Origin of the sequence: Streptomyces sp. NPDC057638, assembly GCF_042800315.1 — a bacterium.
GTDB lineage: Bacteria > Actinomycetota > Actinomycetes > Streptomycetales > Streptomycetaceae > Streptomyces.
Genome location: NZ_JBHVHF010000036.1, coordinates 22,894 through 40,903, shown reverse-complemented (window position 1 = coordinate 40,903; position 18,010 = coordinate 22,894). Strand labels below are relative to the sequence as shown.

Annotated in this window: 18 protein-coding genes; 10 read left to right on the top strand and 8 right to left on the bottom strand. The window is 72.1% G+C overall.

Annotation, left to right across the window (positions count from 1 at the left end):
- Positions 1-378: 378 nt before the first annotated feature.
- Positions 379-903: a hypothetical protein gene (locus ACFVIM_RS08170; protein WP_384299834.1), complete on the bottom strand. Its 525-nt coding sequence runs from the start codon at positions 901-903 to the stop codon at positions 379-381.
- Positions 900-1,133, bottom strand: coding sequence for a DUF5999 family protein (locus ACFVIM_RS08165; protein ID WP_384299835.1), 234 nt, complete (start codon positions 1,131-1,133; stop codon positions 900-902). The genes ACFVIM_RS08170 and ACFVIM_RS08165 overlap by 4 nt, the downstream gene beginning before the upstream one ends.
- 240 nt (positions 1,134-1,373) lie before the next feature.
- Between ACFVIM_RS08165 and ACFVIM_RS08160 the strand changes: the two genes are divergently transcribed.
- Both ACFVIM_RS08160 and ACFVIM_RS08155 read left to right on the top strand, forming a co-directional pair.
- Positions 1,374-2,768, top strand: a complete 1,395-nt coding sequence (locus tag ACFVIM_RS08160) for a Tat pathway signal protein (RefSeq protein WP_384299833.1) — start codon at positions 1,374-1,376, stop codon at positions 2,766-2,768.
- A gap of 63 nt (positions 2,769-2,831) precedes the next feature.
- Entirely contained in the window at positions 2,832-3,317 is a 486-nt protein-coding gene (locus tag ACFVIM_RS08155; protein WP_384299832.1) for a TrmO family methyltransferase, read from the top strand.
- Between the two features lie 664 nt (positions 3,318-3,981).
- On the opposite strand, the gene ACFVIM_RS08150 is transcribed toward ACFVIM_RS08155, so the two are convergent.
- Positions 3,982-4,809: an ATP-binding protein gene (locus ACFVIM_RS08150; protein ID WP_384299831.1), complete on the bottom strand. Its 828-nt coding sequence runs from the start codon at positions 4,807-4,809 to the stop codon at positions 3,982-3,984.
- Entirely contained in the window at positions 4,806-5,249 is a 444-nt protein-coding gene (locus tag ACFVIM_RS08145) for a hypothetical protein (RefSeq protein ID WP_384299830.1), read from the bottom strand. The genes ACFVIM_RS08150 and ACFVIM_RS08145 overlap by 4 nt, the downstream gene beginning before the upstream one ends.
- Before the next feature lie 162 nt (positions 5,250-5,411).
- Here ACFVIM_RS08145 and ACFVIM_RS08140 point away from each other — a divergent pair, with 162 nt between their 5' ends.
- The 3 genes from ACFVIM_RS08140 (at position 5,412) to ACFVIM_RS08130 (ending at position 8,887) form a co-directional block, all read left to right on the top strand.
- A complete protein-coding gene (locus tag ACFVIM_RS08140) occupies positions 5,412-6,512 on the top strand; it encodes a helix-turn-helix domain-containing protein (protein ID WP_384299829.1) in 1,101 nt (366 codons plus the stop codon).
- A gap of 18 nt (positions 6,513-6,530) precedes the next feature.
- Positions 6,531-7,196: a YdcF family protein gene (locus ACFVIM_RS08135; protein WP_384299828.1), complete on the top strand. Its 666-nt coding sequence runs from the start codon at positions 6,531-6,533 to the stop codon at positions 7,194-7,196.
- A gap of 326 nt (positions 7,197-7,522) precedes the next feature.
- The gene (locus ACFVIM_RS08130) at positions 7,523-8,887 is read left to right on the top strand and encodes a sporulation protein (protein ID WP_384299827.1); all 1,365 of its coding nucleotides are present in this window, start codon (positions 7,523-7,525) and stop codon (positions 8,885-8,887) included.
- On the opposite strand, the gene ACFVIM_RS08125 is transcribed toward ACFVIM_RS08130, so the two are convergent.
- The gene (locus tag ACFVIM_RS08125; RefSeq protein ID WP_384299826.1) at positions 8,884-9,798 is read right to left on the bottom strand and encodes a phosphotransferase; all 915 of its coding nucleotides are present in this window, start codon (positions 9,796-9,798) and stop codon (positions 8,884-8,886) included. The genes ACFVIM_RS08130 and ACFVIM_RS08125 overlap by 4 nt on opposite strands.
- A gap of 311 nt (positions 9,799-10,109) precedes the next feature.
- Here ACFVIM_RS08125 and ACFVIM_RS08120 point away from each other — a divergent pair, with 311 nt between their 5' ends.
- Positions 10,110-11,444, top strand: coding sequence for an XRE family transcriptional regulator (locus tag ACFVIM_RS08120; RefSeq protein ID WP_384299825.1), 1,335 nt, complete (start codon positions 10,110-10,112; stop codon positions 11,442-11,444).
- A complete protein-coding gene (locus ACFVIM_RS08115; protein WP_384299824.1) occupies positions 11,441-12,313 on the top strand; it encodes a phosphotransferase in 873 nt (290 codons plus the stop codon). Before ACFVIM_RS08120 ends, ACFVIM_RS08115 begins: the two co-directional genes overlap by 4 nt.
- A gap of 548 nt (positions 12,314-12,861) precedes the next feature.
- Here the strand turns inward: ACFVIM_RS08115 and ACFVIM_RS08110 are convergent.
- A complete protein-coding gene (locus ACFVIM_RS08110; protein WP_384299823.1) occupies positions 12,862-13,491 on the bottom strand; it encodes a 2'-5' RNA ligase family protein in 630 nt (209 codons plus the stop codon).
- A gap of 355 nt (positions 13,492-13,846) precedes the next feature.
- Entirely contained in the window at positions 13,847-14,323 is a 477-nt protein-coding gene (locus ACFVIM_RS08105) for a hypothetical protein (RefSeq protein WP_384299822.1), read from the bottom strand.
- A gap of 506 nt (positions 14,324-14,829) precedes the next feature.
- Here ACFVIM_RS08105 and ACFVIM_RS08100 point away from each other — a divergent pair.
- Positions 14,830-15,447, top strand: a complete 618-nt coding sequence (locus tag ACFVIM_RS08100) for a 2'-5' RNA ligase family protein (protein ID WP_384299821.1) — start codon at positions 14,830-14,832, stop codon at positions 15,445-15,447.
- 190 nt (positions 15,448-15,637) lie between these two features.
- Positions 15,638-16,060 (top strand): hypothetical protein, encoded by a 423-nt coding sequence (locus ACFVIM_RS08095; protein ID WP_384299820.1) that lies wholly within the window; start codon positions 15,638-15,640, stop codon positions 16,058-16,060.
- A 31-nt stretch (positions 16,061-16,091) separates the two neighbouring features.
- Here the strand turns inward: ACFVIM_RS08095 and ACFVIM_RS08090 are convergent, their stop codons facing one another.
- The gene (locus ACFVIM_RS08090) at positions 16,092-16,622 is read right to left on the bottom strand and encodes an NUDIX domain-containing protein (RefSeq protein WP_384299819.1); all 531 of its coding nucleotides are present in this window, start codon (positions 16,620-16,622) and stop codon (positions 16,092-16,094) included.
- 298 nt (positions 16,623-16,920) lie between these two features.
- Here ACFVIM_RS08090 and ACFVIM_RS08085 point away from each other — a divergent pair, with 298 nt between their 5' ends.
- Positions 16,921-17,964, top strand: coding sequence for a hypothetical protein (locus ACFVIM_RS08085; protein ID WP_384299818.1), 1,044 nt, complete (start codon positions 16,921-16,923; stop codon positions 17,962-17,964).
- Positions 17,965-18,010 lie beyond the last annotated feature (46 nt).

Sequence of the window (18,010 nt, the reverse complement as noted above, 5' to 3'; positions counted from 1 at the left end):
GCCCTTCGAGACCAGACACCCGCCGCGGGCTCCCCGGCCCGGTGAACGGGACCCGTGTACGGCGGAGGCCATCCACCGCAGGACCCGTCCCCGGGGCCGGGCCCAGGGCCGTCCCGGAGCATCTCCGTACCCGTGGCCACGGGGGCAGCCTCCGGGGCCGGAGCGATCGAGCTCCGGGACGGCCCGTCTGCGGGCCGGTCGGGGTTCACGGCCCCCGGCCGGACCGGAGGACGCCACCGTCCCCGGCAGACTCGGGCGGTACGGCCGTACCCGGGGCGCGGCCGACCACGCCCCATACGGCCGCCCCCGAAGGACATCTCGGCCACGACCGGCCAGCGGTAACCGCGGGCCGGGTCCCGGCTGCACGCGCCACCGCCGTCACCGGCGTACGGCCGACACGGCGGCAGTGAGCCGCTCGACGAGTACACCCGCATCCGGCAGCACCACCGTCTCCCGCCGGGTACGGCTCCACGGCGGCGTCTCCCACCGCAGCCCCACCGTCGGCGGGAGCAGGAGCCGCTGCTCCCCGAACAGAACCAGCACCCCTCCCGCGGCAGCGATGTCCCGCGCGCTGCCGGGACGGACGAGGAAGTACCGCTTCGCACCGGCGAGGAGACACGGGAGCACCGCCCCGTCGCCCGCCTGCTCCAGGTCCCGCTCGGCCAGCAGCGCCATCTCCTGCCCCGGCCTCGCTGGCACGGCCACCGCGTCGAACCGGTGCTCGCACAGGACCGACCACTTCGCCTGCGGCGAGCGATCCCGCACCCGCTCCACATCCTCGGCCGCGACCCGGGCGCCGTCCGCCGACAACGGCCAGCCCAGAACATTGACATACGCGGCCAGGAGCGCGGAAGAGTCGCTGGAACGGGGAGGCCAGGATCCCGCACGGACGCTGCTGCTCACGCGGCCACCTCCGCGGAGACGAGCCGCCGGGGCGCGATGATCTCGCCGTCCGGCAGGAGCTCTCCCTGGTCCTCGAACGTCAGTACGCCGTTGCACAGTCTGCTCCAGCCCTGTTCGGGGCAGGAGGCGACCGTGCGGGCCGCGTCCCGGTTGATGGCGTCGGCGGGCGGGCAGGTCGGCTGATGGACGCATACGGTGCCGGTCGTGACCGGCGGGCCGGAGGCCGACAGGGCGGGCGGGTGATTTCCGGGGAGCCGGGGCGGCATCGGCACGGCGCCTCCTTCAGGCAGAGGGGGTGGGGTGTGGAAACGGGGAGAGATCGTGCAGCAGCGGAACTCGTGCGCTGCGTCACGGAAGTTGGGGATGGTGGCTACGCTGAGCCAACCGGCTTCCCGGGGCGGGGCATATCCCCCCGGGCGCGTGGAAGCCGCTAACGCTGCTAAAGATCGTCTTCGGCACGGGGGTAGACCGTGGCACGCACACGCAATGAGGCGCTGGCGGCCGTGATCCGGGAGATCGGCTGGTCGCAGGAGCAGACCGCCCGCAACTTCCGCATCACGGCGGCGGAGAACGGCGCCACCGATCTGACGACGGTGACCCGCTCGCACGTCTCCCAGTGGGTCCTGGGCTCTCACCCGCAGGAGGCCGCCGCCCGTATCTTGGTCGAGACGCTCTCCCGAGGCGCCGGGCGCACCCTCACCTTCGCGGAGATCGGGCTCATCCCGCCCGCCCGGACCGGGCCGGCGGCCCACGACTGGAGCACCGACACCCGGCACCTGCTGCTGGAACTGGGGGAGACGGACATGGACCTGGAACGACGGCAGATACTGGCCACCGGCGCCTACTCCCTGGCCGCTCTCGCCCTGCCCGACGAGACCTGGTGGGACACCGCGCCCGCCCGCGCCGCCGCCCGCCGCACCCCCTCCAACGCTCCGGTGAGCGCCACCGACGTCGACAGCGTCCGCGAGATGGCCGGCTTCTTCTCCCAGCGCGACCAGAAACGCGGCGGAGCCGACGGCCGCACCGCCCTGATCGCCTACCTGCGCACCGACCTCACGAACCACCTCAACCGCCCCGCCACCAGCGAGAACATCCGGCGCGACCTGTACTCCGCCGCCGCCGAGATGACCTACATCGCCGGTTGGACCGCCTTCGACAGCCGCGAACACACCGTCGCCCAGCACTACTTCACCCTCGCGGTCCGCCTCGCCGCCGAAGCCGACGACGCACCGCTCGCCGGGCACGTACTGCGGGCCATGGCCCACCAGGCCGCCGACCTCGGCCACGGCCGACAGGCCGTCACCCTCGCCACCGCTTCCCTCGGACGCGGCCGTTACACCCGGGCCACCCCCCGCGAGCGCGCCCTCCTCGGCGTCGTCCACGCCCGCGCCCTGGCCGCCGACGGACAGCGCCGCGAAGCCCTCGCCGCCCTGCGCCGCGCCGAGGACGACCTCACCAACGCCAGCGCTGTGGGCAGCGGCGACGATCCACAGCGGGTCTTCTTCTTCGGCGAGGCCAGCCTCGCCCACGAAACCGCCTGCACCCTGCGTCAGCTCGGCGACCTCGACGCCGCCGAAACCCACTTCCGCCGTAGCATCCGCACCCGCCGCAAGGACACCTTCCGCCGCACCCACTCCGTCACCCTCGGCTACCTCGGAGCCCTCCAGGCCCAGCGAGGCCACCTCGACGCCGCCTGCGCCACCTGGAGCGAAGCCCTGACCGCCATGGACGGCGTCCACTCCGGCCGCGCCCGCGACACCGTCATCCAGATGCGCCGCGCCCTCAGCCCGATCCGTGCCCGCGGCGGCAGCGCGGTCACCGAACTCGACGACCGGGCCCGCACCGCGCTGGGCCGCATAAGCTGACCGCCGACCGCCGCCGGACACACCAGGTCCGGCTGGCCGGTACTCACACGACGGGGAGCAACTGTGACCGCACCGCTGGAGATCCATCCCATCGCCACCGTCGTCGGCGGCCACGCCAAGGTCGCTGACGACTACCAGGGCGGGACCGAGGCGATCATCCGCCTCAACCCCGACTACCCCGCCGAAACCGTCCAGGGACTGGAGGAGTTCTCCCACCTCCAGATCGTGTGGCACTTCCACCACGCCAGCCCCACCGACGTGGCCCTGCACGCCCGCAGCCCGCGCAACGACCCCCGCTGGCCGGCGACCGGGACCTTCGTCCACCGCAACCACCGCCGCCCCAACCAGCTGGCCACATCGTTCCCCCGCCTGCTGCGCGTGGACGGCCTCGACCTCCACGTCACCGACCTCGACGCCGTCGTCGGCACGCCCATCTACGACCTCGCGCCCTGGTTCCCGGCCATGGGCCCCCGCGGTGCGGTTCGCACCCCGGCCTGGGTCGACGAGATGCTCCCCGACTACTGGAGCGACGCCCACGAACGCGGCTGAACAGCGGCTGTCCGGGAGCACCCCCGGGGCCTCCCGGTCCGCTGCGGCCGTCGACGGGCACGGCGACCCCTGTCGGCTCATCGTCGGACACCTCCCGCTGCCGCAATCGGCCGGACGACCAGCACCGGGTCCGCCAAGAGGGCGAGTTCGCGGGCCGATTCCGCTGCCATCACGATCGTGATCCTCGCCGTGAGGCCCGTCTCGCCCTCGGCCCGTAGGAGCAGGGACCGGGCCCGGCCAGCCTCTCGGCGAGCAGCGGCGGTGTACCCGCCCTGGGCTTTCAGCGCCCGGGTCAGGGCGCGGATGTGACCGTCGAGGTCACAGCGCAGAGCCGCGAACGCCTCCTCGTCACGAGGGAACGGCCGGTCGGCGTTCAGCAGTCGGCCGGTAGCGTTCAGGACCCGGCAGGACAGCAGCGGTACGGGAACCCGACCCCGCCTCTGCCGTCGTACGCGGGCGGCCATCGGCCGCGCGCCGTGCCCCGGGCGCAGGCGCCGGAGCGGGCCGAGTACGCGGTCGGCCCTCCGTAGCCCGTCTGGGCGCGGCCCTGCGGGTGCGGGCCCGGCGAGGGGTAACACCCGGGTCGGTGCCGGCATGGACGGGGTCATGCGGAACTCCAGAAGGAAGGGCTGGGCAGGAGAAGAGGCGGGGCGGCGGCGGGGGGTTACGGCACGCCCGCGAGGGCGCGGGAGCAGGGGGCCCGGTCGAAGTCGATGCTCAGCCAGACCTTCTTGCCGGGTCGGCTGACGGCGGGGACGTGGCCCCAGGTCCGTGTGACGCTCTGGACCAGGCCGAGACCCCGTCCGTGCACATCGCCGTCCTGGGACCGGCGCGGTCGCGGCGGGTTGGGGGACTGGTCCTCCACCTCCGCGCACAGCCGCCGACGGTCGCACTCCAGCGTGAGCACCACCGGGTCACCGGGCTCGGAACCGTGGGTGATGGCGTTGGTGACCAACTCGTGAACCGCCAGCAGGAGCAGATCCGCGTCCACGTCCGGGCCGCGTTCGGCGAGCAGGGGTTCCCACCCGGTCAGCACCCGACGTGCCAGGCTCCGGATCACGGCCGTGTGGGCCTCCAGCGCCGGGAACACCACACAGCACTTCCCCACCGGCGGCGTACCGCCCGCGTCGGGACCGGGTCGGTCCGGACGTCCCCAGACGCGGAGCCAGTCCGCGGTCTCCCACGGCGACGGCTCCACCGCGGTGATCACGATGCCGTTCCTCTTCAGGGCTGCGGCCACCGGGGCGCGGCGCGCGGCGGTGCGGCCGAGCTCGGCCCGCGAGCGGACAAGAAGGACATCGCTGGGACCAGCGATGGGGGACAGCCGGGACCAGCCGGGACGGTCCGCCGGTGTCGTGTCCCGCCCGGTGACATCGGCCACCGCGGCCCGGACCGTGCAGCCCCGGTCGGCGGCCGTGCGGGACAGCGTGTCCAGGGCGGCCATCGCCGCCGCCGGGTCGGGGTCGCAGACGTAGAGGTCGGCGGTTGTCACCACGAGCCCTCCTGGGAACGGCCCCCGGAAACGGGGAGCGGCGGAAGGTCGGCGCACCGGCGCGGGGCGGGCACCCGCCCGGAGGGTCCGGAGTGCGGGTGCTCGTCGTCGCGGAGGGCGAGTATGCGGGCACCGGTCCCGGCGACCTGGGTGCGCCGGACGGTGACCTGTCCGCGGGGTCCCAGGTGCGCGGGCGAGGGGAGGACGACTCCGTACGCGCCGGTGGCCAGGGCGTCGAGCAGCCTGGCGAACGCGCCTTCCGTGCCCGGGGCGCTGTCGTGTTCGGTGAAGACGTCCACGAGGGCGAGTTCCCGGGCGGAGCAGTACACCGCGAGCGCCTGCCGCAGGGCGGTGCGCCGGGCCGCCGAGGCCCTGCCGGGTCGGAGGAATCCGTAGACGGCCGGCCGGACGACCAGGCGCTGTTCGGTGAGCAGTCCCACAACGGCGGCCCCACGGTGTCGGAATCGGATCGGGAGGCTCAGCCTGGCCCGCGCGGGTGCGCCGTCCAAGGAACCGGTGTGGCACTTCCGTGGCACTTGCGCACCCCCCGGGCCAGGCCGCGTGGTTCGATGACCACGGAACGAGCGCGTGGGGAGTGGCCTGTGGCGACCGTGCACCAATGGAGCGGGCTGGAGGCCCGCGCGCTGCGCCTCGCGCTGCGGATGAGCGTCCGCGTCTTCGCCGAGCACCTCGGCGTCGGCATCCGGACGGTCTCGAAGTGGGAGCAGCTGCTCGCCCGCACCCAGCCTCGGCCGGACACCCAGGCGATCCTGGACACCGCGCTCGCCCGCGCGGACGCCGCCGCCCACGAGCGGTTCGAGACCTTCCTCGACGACGAGACCGGACCCGGGACCGGGCAGGGGCGGAACGGCGGTGGTCGGGTGACGGTCGGCCGGGCGTCCGGCGCGGACCTGGAGGCGTGGGCCGACGATCTCGACCGGACCGTAGTCGCCCTGGCCCGGCAGGATTTCACCTTCGCCGACAGCCTCATCCGCCGCTGGACCCACCGTTTCCCCGCCACCGCACTGGACGACCGCGGCCTCTACCTTCTCGCCCGCGCGACCACCCTGCTCGGCGACCTCAAACGGGACCAGGGCTCCGTGATCGGCCCGCTCTCCGCCGCCAGCGACTACAGCACCGCGCGATCCCTGTTCGGGCAGCTGGACATCCCCCGCCGGATCGCCCAGATCGACCTGTCGCTCGCCGTCACCGTGGAGATGGCCGGACAACTGGCCACGGCCGCGCGCCGGTACGAGAACCTCGCCGACGACCCGCGGCTCTCGCCCCGGGACCGGGCCCGCGCCCGCCTGTGGGTGGGCACCGCCCTCAGCAAGGACGGCAACCACGCCCACGCCGCCGGGATCATGACCGTCGCCGCCCGCGACTTCGAAGCCCTGGAGGAGCCGGAGGACTGGTCGGTCGCCCACCAGAAGATCGCCCTCGCCCACCGCGGCGCCGGCGACCTGACCGCCGCCCTCGCCTGCATCGGCATCGCCCGCACCACCACCCGACCCGACGCCCCCCTGCCGCAGGTCCGGCTCGACACCGCCTACGGCCACATCCTCATCAGCGATCCGGCGACCCGCGACGAGGGCCTGCGCGTCCTCGACACCGCCGCGCACACCGCCGCCCGCGTCGGGCTGCGCCACCAGCTCGCCGCGATCGACACCATCCGCGCCCACGCCGAACCCGGCCGGGCCTGACCCCCGAGAAGGACACCCGTGACCAGCACCCCACCGGCGATCACCGACGCCCAGCGCGAGCAGGCCCGCCTGATCTGGGACTATCACCAGATGGGCCAACAGCTCCGCCCCGCGGACGTGGCCATCGGACTGGGCAGCCACGACCTCGGCGTCGCCACCACCACCGCCGGCCTCTACCACCAGGGTCTGGCCAAGGCCCTGGTCTTCACCGGCGGCAACAGCCCCACCACCGCGAAAGTCTTCCCTCGCGGCGAGGCCGTCCACTACGCCGAGCACGCCATCACCCTCGGCGTCCCCGAACACGCCATCCACGTCGAACCGCACGCCGCCAACACCGGCCAGAACATCGCCTTCAGCCGCGCCCTCCTGGACCAGGCCGGCATCCACCCCACGACCGTGCTCCTCGTGACGAAGCCCTACATGCAGAGGCGGTCGTACGCGACCGTCCGGAAGGTGTGGCCGGAGGTGGAGGTGGTGTGTGCCTCGGAGGACTTGGCCTTCGAGGACTACGTCGCCAGCATCGGCGACGAGCGCCTGGTGGTGGACATGCTCGTCGGCGACCTCCAGCGGGTCATCGAGTACCCGCGGCTCGGGTTCGCGGTCGAGCAGGACATGCCCGGCGACGTCGGGGCGGCGTACGAAGCGCTGGTCGCATCCGGGTTCACCAGCCGTCTGCTGACCTGATCCACCCTGGCGGGGGTCGGCCCTGTGAGCCTGGGGGGTGTGCCGGAGGTCAGGTGCGAGGGCGCGGCTCGCCGTTGAGGGAGGGCTGATCGTGAGGTCGGCCATCGTTCACCCCTTCGCGCAGCGGCTGCGAGCGGCGGTCGGAGGCCGCCGTTCCTGTTCCGCAGAGTCAACGACGGCGGTGTTCCGTTCGGGAGTGTTCACCGGGGGGTTCACATGAACACGGTCTCCGTGGAGGGGGGTTCACTCATGAACCCCCCTCTGTTGGGCGTGTGTCACCATGTGTGCCTGCGTCGTCGCGTTCCGGTTGGTCCCTGGGGGTATGCGTGCCGAACGAGTTGCTGATCTCCCTGATGGCGGAGGCCGGAACGTCGAACAAGGGCCTGGCCAAGCGGATGCGGGATTTAGGTCATCAGCGGGGAGCAGCTCTGGGCACGACCCATGTCTCCGTGCAGCGGTGGCGCGCTGGCTCGGGCATCCAGCCGCGTGCCGCGGCGCTGCTCCGCGACGTGCTCAGTGGACTGCTGAACCGTCGGCTCACCCTGGCCGAACTGGGGTTCGCCCACGAGCCGGAGCCGACCGCCCCGCCAGCCGGGGGATATCCGCCGTCACCCCGGGAAGCGCTCGCTGCCCTGGACGGCCTGGCGGCGACCGACCCCGGCACGATGGTCGTCGGCCCGCTGAACATGAGCGGTGACGGGCTCGACTCCGTCGTGCTGACGTGGCTCCTCGCACGGCCTGATGGGATCCCCGCCGGGGCGGCTTCGGACCGCCGCATCGGCATGCGGGACGTCCACGCGATCCGAACGGCCGGCGAGATGTTCATGAAGCTCGACTTCCTCTACGGAGGAGGTCACGGGCACCGGGCCCTGCGGCACTACTTCCGCCACGAGGTCCTGCCCCTCCTGTCCGGGAGCCACAGCGAGAAAGTCGGGATCGCTCTGTTCAGCGCGGCCACCGAGATCGGGCAGCTCCTCGCATGGACCGCCTACGACACCGGAAAGCACGAGCTGGCCCGCCACTACCTGGTCTCGACCCTCCGGCTGACCCAGGTGACCGGCGACCGGATGGCCGGTTCCCGGATCCTGTCCAACCTCAGCCACCAGGCCAACTACCTGGGCCACCGAGACCAGGCCGTCCGGCTCGCCCGGGCCGCGACCGAGGGCGCCCGCCACCACGCCACGCCCCGGGCCATGGCCCTCTACAGCGCGATGGAAGCCCGGGCACTGGGCCGCGCCCAGGACGGCGTCGGCGCGGCGCGGGCGATGAACGAAGCCGAGCGGCACTTCGAGAAGGCGGACACCGGCGACGATCCCGGCTGGCTCGCCTACTTCAACGCCGCCGAGCTACAGGGCGAGCTGGCGCACTGCTTCCGGGATCTGAGGCAGCACCGCAGCGCCGTGCACCACGCCCGGCGCGCCGTTGACCAGACGGACCCCCAGTACGCGCGCACGCTCGGCTTCTGCCGGATGGTCCTCGCCCAGAGCCTGCTCCTGCACGGCGAACTCGACGAGGCTCTCAGCATGGCGACCCGGGCCGTCGAGGAAGGGGACTCGCTCCAGTCCGCCCGGTTCCTGGGCTACGTCACCGACTTTCAGCACGAGGTCACCGCCTACGCCGGGCACGCCCGCACGGCGGACTTCCACGACCGGGTCCGCAGCGCCCTGGTGCGGATGGACGACGAGGACTAGACGGGCTGCCAGTTCCGGCGCGTGCTGTCGTCCCGCAGCGCGGCGATCCGGCGCCGGTACTCCGCCGCCACTCCTTCGCTCTCGCTCACGTTCTGCATGAGCCACGTCGTCATCCGCAGCTCCTGGATCCCCCGCAGCACCCTGTAGCCCGGCCAGTCGTGGAGGTCGCGTCCGTACGCGGCCGCAAAGTCCGCGTACTGCGCCGGGGTCTGCCACCCGAGACTGTGGTGCTCCACGGCCGTGACCATCAGGTCCCACTCCGGGTGATCGAAGCAGAAGTTCTCGAAGTCGATCAGGATCACCCGCCCGTCGGCGTCGACCATGAGGTTCTGGACATGGGCGTCCCCATGAACCGGCGTCCGCACCGAGTTGAAGCTCAGCGCCTCGACCTCGTCCTCCAGTTGTCGGAGCTGGCGGCGCAGGAACGCCCGGTCACCGCCCGGGATCGGCGCGCGCTCAATCCGAAGCTCCGTACGCCCGAAAACGTCGAACCGGGGCAGCCAGACACCGTCCAGCGGCGTCAGCGCGTGCAGGGCCTTCAGCGTCCTCCCCAACTCCCCGTACGACGCCTTCCGGACGCCCTCGGTGATCAGATGCCAGAAGGTCACCGGGTGGCCGGCGACCACGACCGGCTGCTCGACCTCCTCGAACACCCGGGCCGCCGGGAACCCCACGCCGGTCAGCCAGCGCGAGACCGCGACCTCGTTGACCACCTGGGGCAGGTACTCCGGCGAGCGGGCGATCCGCACGACCACCGGAGCACGGGCCAGCCGGAACAAGGCGTTCTCACCCAGCCGGATCAGGGACGCGTCCCGGCTGTCCAGGCCCACGATCCCGCACGCCCGTTCCATCAGCCGCAACGCAGTCGAGGGCGTGAGCCCCCGGCCCGCCCCGTCGACATCGCTCGTCATCCCGGTCAACTCCTCTCATACGCACGGTCCGGGCGGACTCGCCTCCACCACACCGACGGTACCCACGCCAGCACGGGGAACTCAGGCCCGGGCCGCGCCCGCGGGCATGGCTCGACGGCCGCGCTCGGAGCCCGTCAGCGCGACCGTGCCCGGTGTGATCAGCCAACGGCACACCTGTGCGGTTCCGGAAGGTTCACCAGGGGGTTCGCGCGACCATGAAGCGGCTGCCCCGGGGCTCGGAAGTGAACACCCCGCGGGATGTGGCGTGTGTCACGATGAGGTCGTTCACGGCGGAACGGCGGCGGGGGACCATGAACCGGGAACCGAACCACAAGCTGATCTCGCTCATGACCGAGGCGGGCGCGTCGAGCAAGGGCCTCGCCAGACGGCTGCGGGACCTCGGAGCCCAGCGGGGCGCCCTGCTGGGCACCACCCACGTCTCCGTCCAGCGCTGGCGGGACGGCGGAGGGATCCGCCCGGACACCGCCGTCCTCCTCTGCGAGATCATGAGCTCCCTCCTCCGCCGCCCGGTCACCTTCACCGACCTCGGATTCGCCCGGGAGGCGCCATCCTCCGGGAAGAACTCCCCGCCCCCGGCTCCCGATCATGAAGCGCTGGCGGATGGCACGGTGCCCGGGCACGTAGGAAGGGCCGCCCGGGAATCGCTCGGGTTCGCGAACTCGATCACCACCAACGTCACCGACGAGACGCTCAGCTACCTGTCGGACGACCTCGCCCGCATCGCCACCGCCTACGTCCACGCCCCGATCCTGCCCCTGTTCGGCGAACTGACCGAGGTCCGGAACGACCTCTTCCAGCTCCTGAACGGCCGGCAGAAACCCCGCCACACCCGCGAACTCTTCTACCTCGCCGGAACCACCTGCCTGCTCCTGGCCCACGCCTCCCAGAACCTCGGCGACCACCGCTCGGCCCTCGCCCAGGTCCACACGGCCGACACCTGCGCCCGCCAGGCCGACCACCACGGGCTGCTCGCCTGGACCGCGGGGACCGCCGCCCTGATCGCCGAATGGTCGCCCCGGCCCCGCCGGGCCCTCCAGCACATCGACCGGGCCACCGCCCTCGCCCCGGCCGGCGAGTCCCGCATCCGTCTCGCCGCCATCGAAGCCCGCACCGCCGCCCGCATCGGCGACCACCACCGCGCCGCTGGCGCGCTGCGACGGATGAGCACCGCCCGCGACGAGACCCCCGCGCCGGACACCCTCGCCGACTTCGGCGGCATACTCACCTTTCCCGCTCCAAAACAGGATTACTACACCGGCTCGACCCACTCCCTGCTCGGCAACCACACCCAGGCCGAACACCACGCCACCCGCGCGATCGAGCAATACCTCCGCGGCCCCCGCGAGGAGCGCTCCTACGGCGACGAAGCCCTCGCCACCGTCGACATCATCACCGCCCGCCTCGCCCAGGGCGACGTCGACGCAGCGGCCACCGCCCTCCAACCCCTCCTCGCCCTCCCTCCCGGACAGCGCATCCAGCAGCTCGGCGACGGCATGCAACGCATCACCCACGCACTGCGCCGCGCGCCGCTGCTGCCCAACCCCACCGCCCGGGAGCTCGCCGGCGCGATCACCGCGTTCCAGGTCCTCGACGGCGCCACCCCCGCGCTACCGTCACCCCGATGACTACGATGCGCACCTCCCCTCACACGGCCGTCCACGACGCCCGGCGCCAACTCGGCCTGCCCACAGGCGAGGTGGTCCCGCTCCGCACCCACGCCACCGACGTGTACCTGCTCCCCGAGCAGCACATCGTCGCCCGGGTACGCCCCTCGGCCCAGGCCGACGAGGCCATACGGACGTGGGCCCTCCTGCGCTGGCTCCACGACCACGGGTTCCCCGCCGCTCAGCCCGTGGGCGAGCCCGTGCAGAGCCCCGACCACATCGTGACCTTCTGGGTCCACTACCCCCAGCCCCCGGCCCCGCCCCCGGCGAGCGCCCTCGGAGCCCTCCTCCGCGAACTCCACAGCCTGCCCAGCCCGCCCGTGGAACTGCCGGAGTACCAGCCCCTCACCCATCTGACTGACGCCCTCAACCGCAGCAACGCGGTCGCCGAAGACCAGCGGGCCTGGCTCACCGCCGCGATCGAGGAGACCCTCCACGCCTACCGGGAGCTGGACACCCCCCTCGGCCACGGGCTCGTCCACGGCGACGCCTACCCCGGCAACACCCTCCGGGACGGGACAATCGTCCGGCTCGGCGACTGGGACGAAGCCGCGACCGGTCCCCGCGAGCTCGACCTCGCCAACACCATCCAGGGCGGCTTCCGCTTCGGCCGCACCCAAGCCGAGATCGACGCCTTCACCCACGCGTACGGCCACGACCCCCGCACCTGGCCCGGCCTGAACGTCCTGATCGGAATGCGAGACCTCCACACCCTCGGAGCCTTCATCCGCCGCGCCGACCGAGGCGACACCCACGCCGCCCGCGAACTCCACCACCGCCTCCACACCCTGCGCACCGGACACCACACCGCCCGCTGGGGAATCCACTGAACCGGCGGGGCCTCTGCCCTGGCCACCAGGCTCTTGAACCACGGCTCAGGCCGGTGGCCCGGCGACGGCAAAGCCGTTGAACCAGGCGATCATCATCCACAACGGACCACGGCCACGGAACCTCCCGCGTCCCGGCGCTCCAAGGCAGCCCGCTGGGCACCCGGGCCAGGGCGCTGATCCGGCTGGTGGACGAGACCGGCCAGCGTATCGCCGGACCTCCGGCAGGCAACCGAAGCCGCCCTAGCCGGGCTTCGTGGTGGATGGTCAGCGGCCGTTGGGGGGCGCGCTGCGGGGGATCCGACTGCTCTCCACTGGGCCCGGGCTGGACGGCGGTCGACCCGAAAGCCGTGCTCGCCCGGGCCGAGGCACGGCGCTGGCACGACCTCGCCGCCGAGCAGAGGGCCACGGCCGACTCGATTGCCCAACCCGCTGGCGAGTGGGCCGCCTTCATCGCCACCCGCAGCAGAACCTGATCCACCAGGCCGCAGCTGGTACGCGAGGCGGTCCCCCTCAGTACGGACAGGTCCGGCGAACTGATCCGCCGGACCTCAGCCGTTGGCACCGAGTGGGATGGTCGCGACGTGCTCCCAGGTGATCGTCTTGGCCTGGGTGTCCGCGGTGACGTCCACGAGGTGGACGGCGTCCACTCGCATCGGGGCGTGACCGGGGCGTACTTCGTTGCGCAGCTTGCGCTGGACCTGGTCGGAGTCGCATTCCTCAGTCGCGTAGCCGATGGTGAGATGCGGGACCTTGGTCGGGTAGCCCGTCGCGTGGGATCCGCGCACTGTCTGGATAGCGGCGCGGACGACGGTGTGGAGCCCGTTGAGGGGCTCGTCGGGATGGACGTCGGCGATCACGCCGGTCGCGTACGACATGAGTGAGCCGACCATGATGTCGAACGGGGCGACAACCGCGATTTGCTTCTCCAGTTCGGCTACGAGGAGCTGACGCTCGGCCGGAGGTATCGCTGCCCCCACGCGGTCGGTGATCTGGTCAACGGTGATGTGGAGCCAGCGCTCCTCCACGCACGTGATCGGAAAGCCGCGCAGTGCCTCTCGCCCGCGCTTCACGAGCGCGGTCAGCTCGCGATCTTGATCTGAGGGGGCGATGTATACGTGGAGCAAGGTCTCACCCTCGGGCCACACGTCCTCGGCCTGCTGGAACACGAACGGCTTCATGGCCAAGCACCGTAGCGTCCCGAGGGCGAACAGGGTTCATTTGTAAGAGGCTTGAGCATCAGCGATCCGGCGATGTCGGCGGTTGCCGCCGGGGTGGTCGAGGGTGATCCGGCTGATGGGGGTCGAGGCCCGCGACGGCGTCGGGCCGCCGGCCGATTCCATCGGTCCGGCCCAGCCCCGAGCCGCCGAAGCCGCAGACGAGGGAGGTCGGCAGGCAGTCCCTGGTCAGCGGCAGCGATCGACCCCGGGGCTCGGCCGGCACAGGGCGTGTGGCGTGCGCGTCCTGTCGCTGCACCCCACGGGCCGGAGAGCCCTGGTCGGCTGTGAGCCGGTCGGCGCGGGCCAGCACAGTGGTTCAGAAAGCCAGCGCCACATGGTCGCCGAGTACGTAGTGGACGGCGGTAAGGGCATATCCATGGCGGGCGAGGGAATCGTCCCAGTACCGCTCGTCGGGGTCGTACTCGTAGCGCAGCCGCTGCCAACAGGCGGAGACCGGGTCGGCCTTTTCGTCGACATCGTGCCCCAGGTTCTCCAGGCGCGCCTCCCACCGCCGGACGATGTCGAGATCGGTCTCCCCGGGGCGCCGGCGGATCAGGCCGTCGACCGCCTCTCGGGCCACAGCAGCGGGTTCGACCCGCTGCTCTTGGGCCGTGATGTAGATGGCTGTGGCCAGCGCAGAGATCCCGTCCCTCTGCGCGGCGTCCGTGTCGCTTTCGCTGAAGCGGTCGGCGCGGGTGTCGACCAGCTCGCGGGTGCGGTCCCACGCCCGCGTCCACTCGGCGGGGCCGCCCTCGCCCTGCCACGCCCGCGACTGCTCGGTGATCGTCGTCATGCGGCATCCTTGTCGGTCGTTGTGAAGGCCACTCCTATACGGTGCGGCCGTCGCAGACAAGGCGGCCGGGAGCCCGAGCCCGGCGTGTGCCGGGACCGGGCAGCGAGATGACATGAGTCAGCGCAGCGGGCGGACCGTGGTGTTGCAGATGGCCGGCTGGTGCGCTCGGCGTCGTTCGGCGCGGTTCCTGGCGGCTGCCTGCATGCGCTTGTTCCCGTTGAGATCCACCTCGCCGTGTCTCGCCGGTTCGTGTCCGGTCGAGGGGAGCCCGCCTGCTCCGACACCAGATGGTTCACCGGAGAGCGGCGCGGAGCCGGCATGAACGCGGAGGCGTCGGCCAGTGCCCGAAACAGGCCACTGCTTCTCGGCCTGTCCAGAAGGCTGGTCAGCGCGCCGAAGAGATGCCGCGGCTCCGGATCACCGGTGTTTCGTGAACGACCCGCACAGAACGGTCTGCGGACACTACCGTCCGGAGCACAGCCCGACGAGATGACAGGAGCAGGACGTTGGAGACCTTCTTCGACCCCAAGAGGATCTGGCCGGGCGGAGGTCCCTTCCCGCACGTCCTCGTACTGCTGAGCGAGTATCCGGAATTCCGTGAGTATGCCCGCGCCCACCACGAACTGCTCGCCGGGTACCGCGACAAGCTCGGCGTGATACCCGGACGGTGGCTTCACTCCACGGTCCAGGGCATCCATCACACGGTCGACGACGGCCAGCTGGACCAGTTGCGGGGCACCCTGCGCGACGAGGTGGCCGGCATGAACCCGTTCCGGGTCCAGCTCGGCCCGGTGTGGCCTGGCGTCACCGCCGTCACGGTCGCCGTCTACCCGGAGGACGACATGGCCGAACTCAACTATCGCGCCCGTACGGCGATGGAGAAGGTGCCCGGCATCTCCCTGCGCGCGAAGGAGGCCAGGTTCTGGGCGCACACGTCGTTGGCCTACGCCCGGGCCGACTTCCCGGACCGTGACCTCAACCGGGCCCTGCGCCAGTTGCGCCCCCCGCGGCTGGACATCACGATCGACCGGATCCACCTGGTCAATCAGCGCCAGAACCTCGACAAGGGCTATTACACCTGGGACGTGGTCGAAGAGATCCCGCTCAGCCGATCACGCCGGTGAAGCCGATACGTTCCCTTCGGCCGTCTGCGACCGGTGCTCCGGCCCAGCGGCTATGCTCGCCACCGCCGGACAGGGCCCACCGGCCCGGCCGGTGAGATGGTGCCGACAGGGGGAGAGGCGTGTGCTCAGATGGAGAGCTGCGAAGGGCTCGCGGGCGGTGCGGAACTGCGCGTGGCGGGCTTATCTGGTGATGGAGACCCGAGCGCCGTTCGCGGCGGGTCTGCGGCAGGACCCTGATTCCGTGGTCGGCGAGGCGGTCGCGGACAGCGAGGCCGTTCACGCCGCGCTCACAACTCTGGTGGAGGTCCTGGACCCGGGCACGGCGGTTGCCGAGCGCGCCCACGAGGCACTGCTCGCCGTGACGGGGCTGGTGGAGCTGCGGCCGGAGTGGATCGCGTACTGCGACGAGACGTTCGCCCTCGATCCCGTGGCGGCGGATCCGGCGAGCGAGATGAGCCGCCTGTGGGTCTCGGGCGACCTGGTACGCGCGTGGCCGCGGTTCACCGTGGGGAAGGCCGCCCTCGTCGCGGCGACCGGCCCGCTCCATCATGTCCGCAGGGAACTGGCCACGTTCCGCGGCACCGAACCCGTCCGTCGCCGGGCCGCCGCGTAGGGCAGGCGGGACGAAGGCACGGTTGGCCGGGTCATGAGGACGTGACCGAGGCGGCCAGCAGCAGCGCGGTCACGCTGCCCGCCTCGGTGATCCGGCCGGCCCGGACAGCCTCGACAGCGTCCGTGAACTCCCACCACTGCACAGTCATGCCGATCTCGGTGTCGTCACGATGCGCGGGACCGCTCCGGAGCCCCGTGGCGAGGAACAGGTGGGTGCGCGCGGCCGTCGTCGACGGCAGCGGGTCGATCACGCCGAGGGACCGCAGTTCACCGGGGACGTAGCCCGTCTCCTCCCGAAGCTCCCGGGCAGCCGCGTCCCGCGGGTCCTGACCGCCGGCGCCGCCTCCGGGCAGATGCAGAACACGACGCTGCTGGAGGTAGAAGTCGTCCTCGACGAGCAGCACCCGTTCTTTACCGTCGAGCGCGACCACGCGCACGCCGTCCTCCACGGTGACATGGTCGTAGGTTCCCCTGCTGCCGTCCGGCCGGAGCACCGAGTCCCGGCGCAGCGAGAGGAACGGCCCCTCGTGGAGCACCTCGGTCGCCGTCCGTGTCCATCCCACCGCCGCACACCCCGTTCAGCCTGTGACCCGGCCCGCCATGGTGACGGACACCGTACCGGGCACACGCCCCGAAGGGACGAATCGTGACGAGGTGCCGGGCGGTGTGAGGGAACGCCCGCCCGCCGCTACGGTGGAGTGGCGGACCGGCGCCGAGCCCGAACGGCCGGCGCGCGCCGCCGTGACCACCCGGCCACGCAGTCACGGTGGCGCGGTGCCCAAGGGCCGCCGGGATAAAGCAGGCCCCCGGCCTGCGGTTCCCGCGTCCCGCCGAGAGCGCCAGATAGATGACGGAGTGCCGATGACCGAGGACGCAAACCACACCGATCTCCAGACAATAATCGGCGAAACGGGAGAGGTTGGGCTGGTTCGCCTCACCTTCACCCAACCTCTGCGGGTGCCCGCCATTGATCCGCTGACATTTGAGCAGTGGTCACGGCTGGTGGCCTGCCCACAGTGCGGGACGTCCGCCGGTGTCGCTCTGGAGGCCCGCGACCGGTCGGCGGTAGCGGTCTGCCCCAGCCAGGCGTGCGCCAGGGCCTGGCCCGCCAACGACGTGTTCACCGCCTCCCAGATCCGGCAGATGAACCACCTGCGCCTCCAGGGCACCGAGGTCACCGCCCCGCACCCCACCCAGGTCACGGTGAACCTGGTCCCCGAACTCGCCGGGGACGACCCCGCCCAGGAGGAGGATCCCCGCGCGGACGACGACGGCAGCACCCTCGACGCCGAGGCACGCTGGACCATCGGCGCCGCCGCAGTCCACGACCAGCACGCCCCGCCGCTTGTCGTCTGTCTCGGCTGGTCCCGCGGCCTCCTCGGCTGGAGCCTGCCCGCCGAGGGCGAACTCTACGAACGGCTGTATCCGCCGGCGGGAGGATCGGCGCTCGACGCCCACATGACTCAGGTCCTCCTCGGTCTCGCGATCCACCAAGCCGCACTCCACCAAACCCAGTACGAGATTCGCGGCCTCGAACTCACCGCCATCGCAGCCGAACTCGATCCCGGCCGCGCCCACGAACTGCGCGGTACGCGCCCCGCCGGACTCGGCGCCGACGGAGGACGGCTGCGCCGCTCCGACGCCCGTCGGCTCGCCACCGCCCCAGACACGGACCGGGACCGCTGGCTCCACCTGGCCGGGGAGGTCATCGCCAGCCACTGCGAGGACGACTTCCCCGTTCAGGGGCACAAGCGCGAGAACCTCCCCCTCAGCACACGGGTGAGCCTGCGGACAAGCACGCTCGGCCCGCGCCGCCAGCGCTTCCTCAACCCGGCGGCCCTGGACTTCACCTGGTACCAGCGCGCCCCCGCCACCTCCGTCGCCCCGGCAGAAGGGCCCATCTGAACAACTGGGAACCACGAGCCAGGCAGCGCGGGAGGCGGGCCGGCGG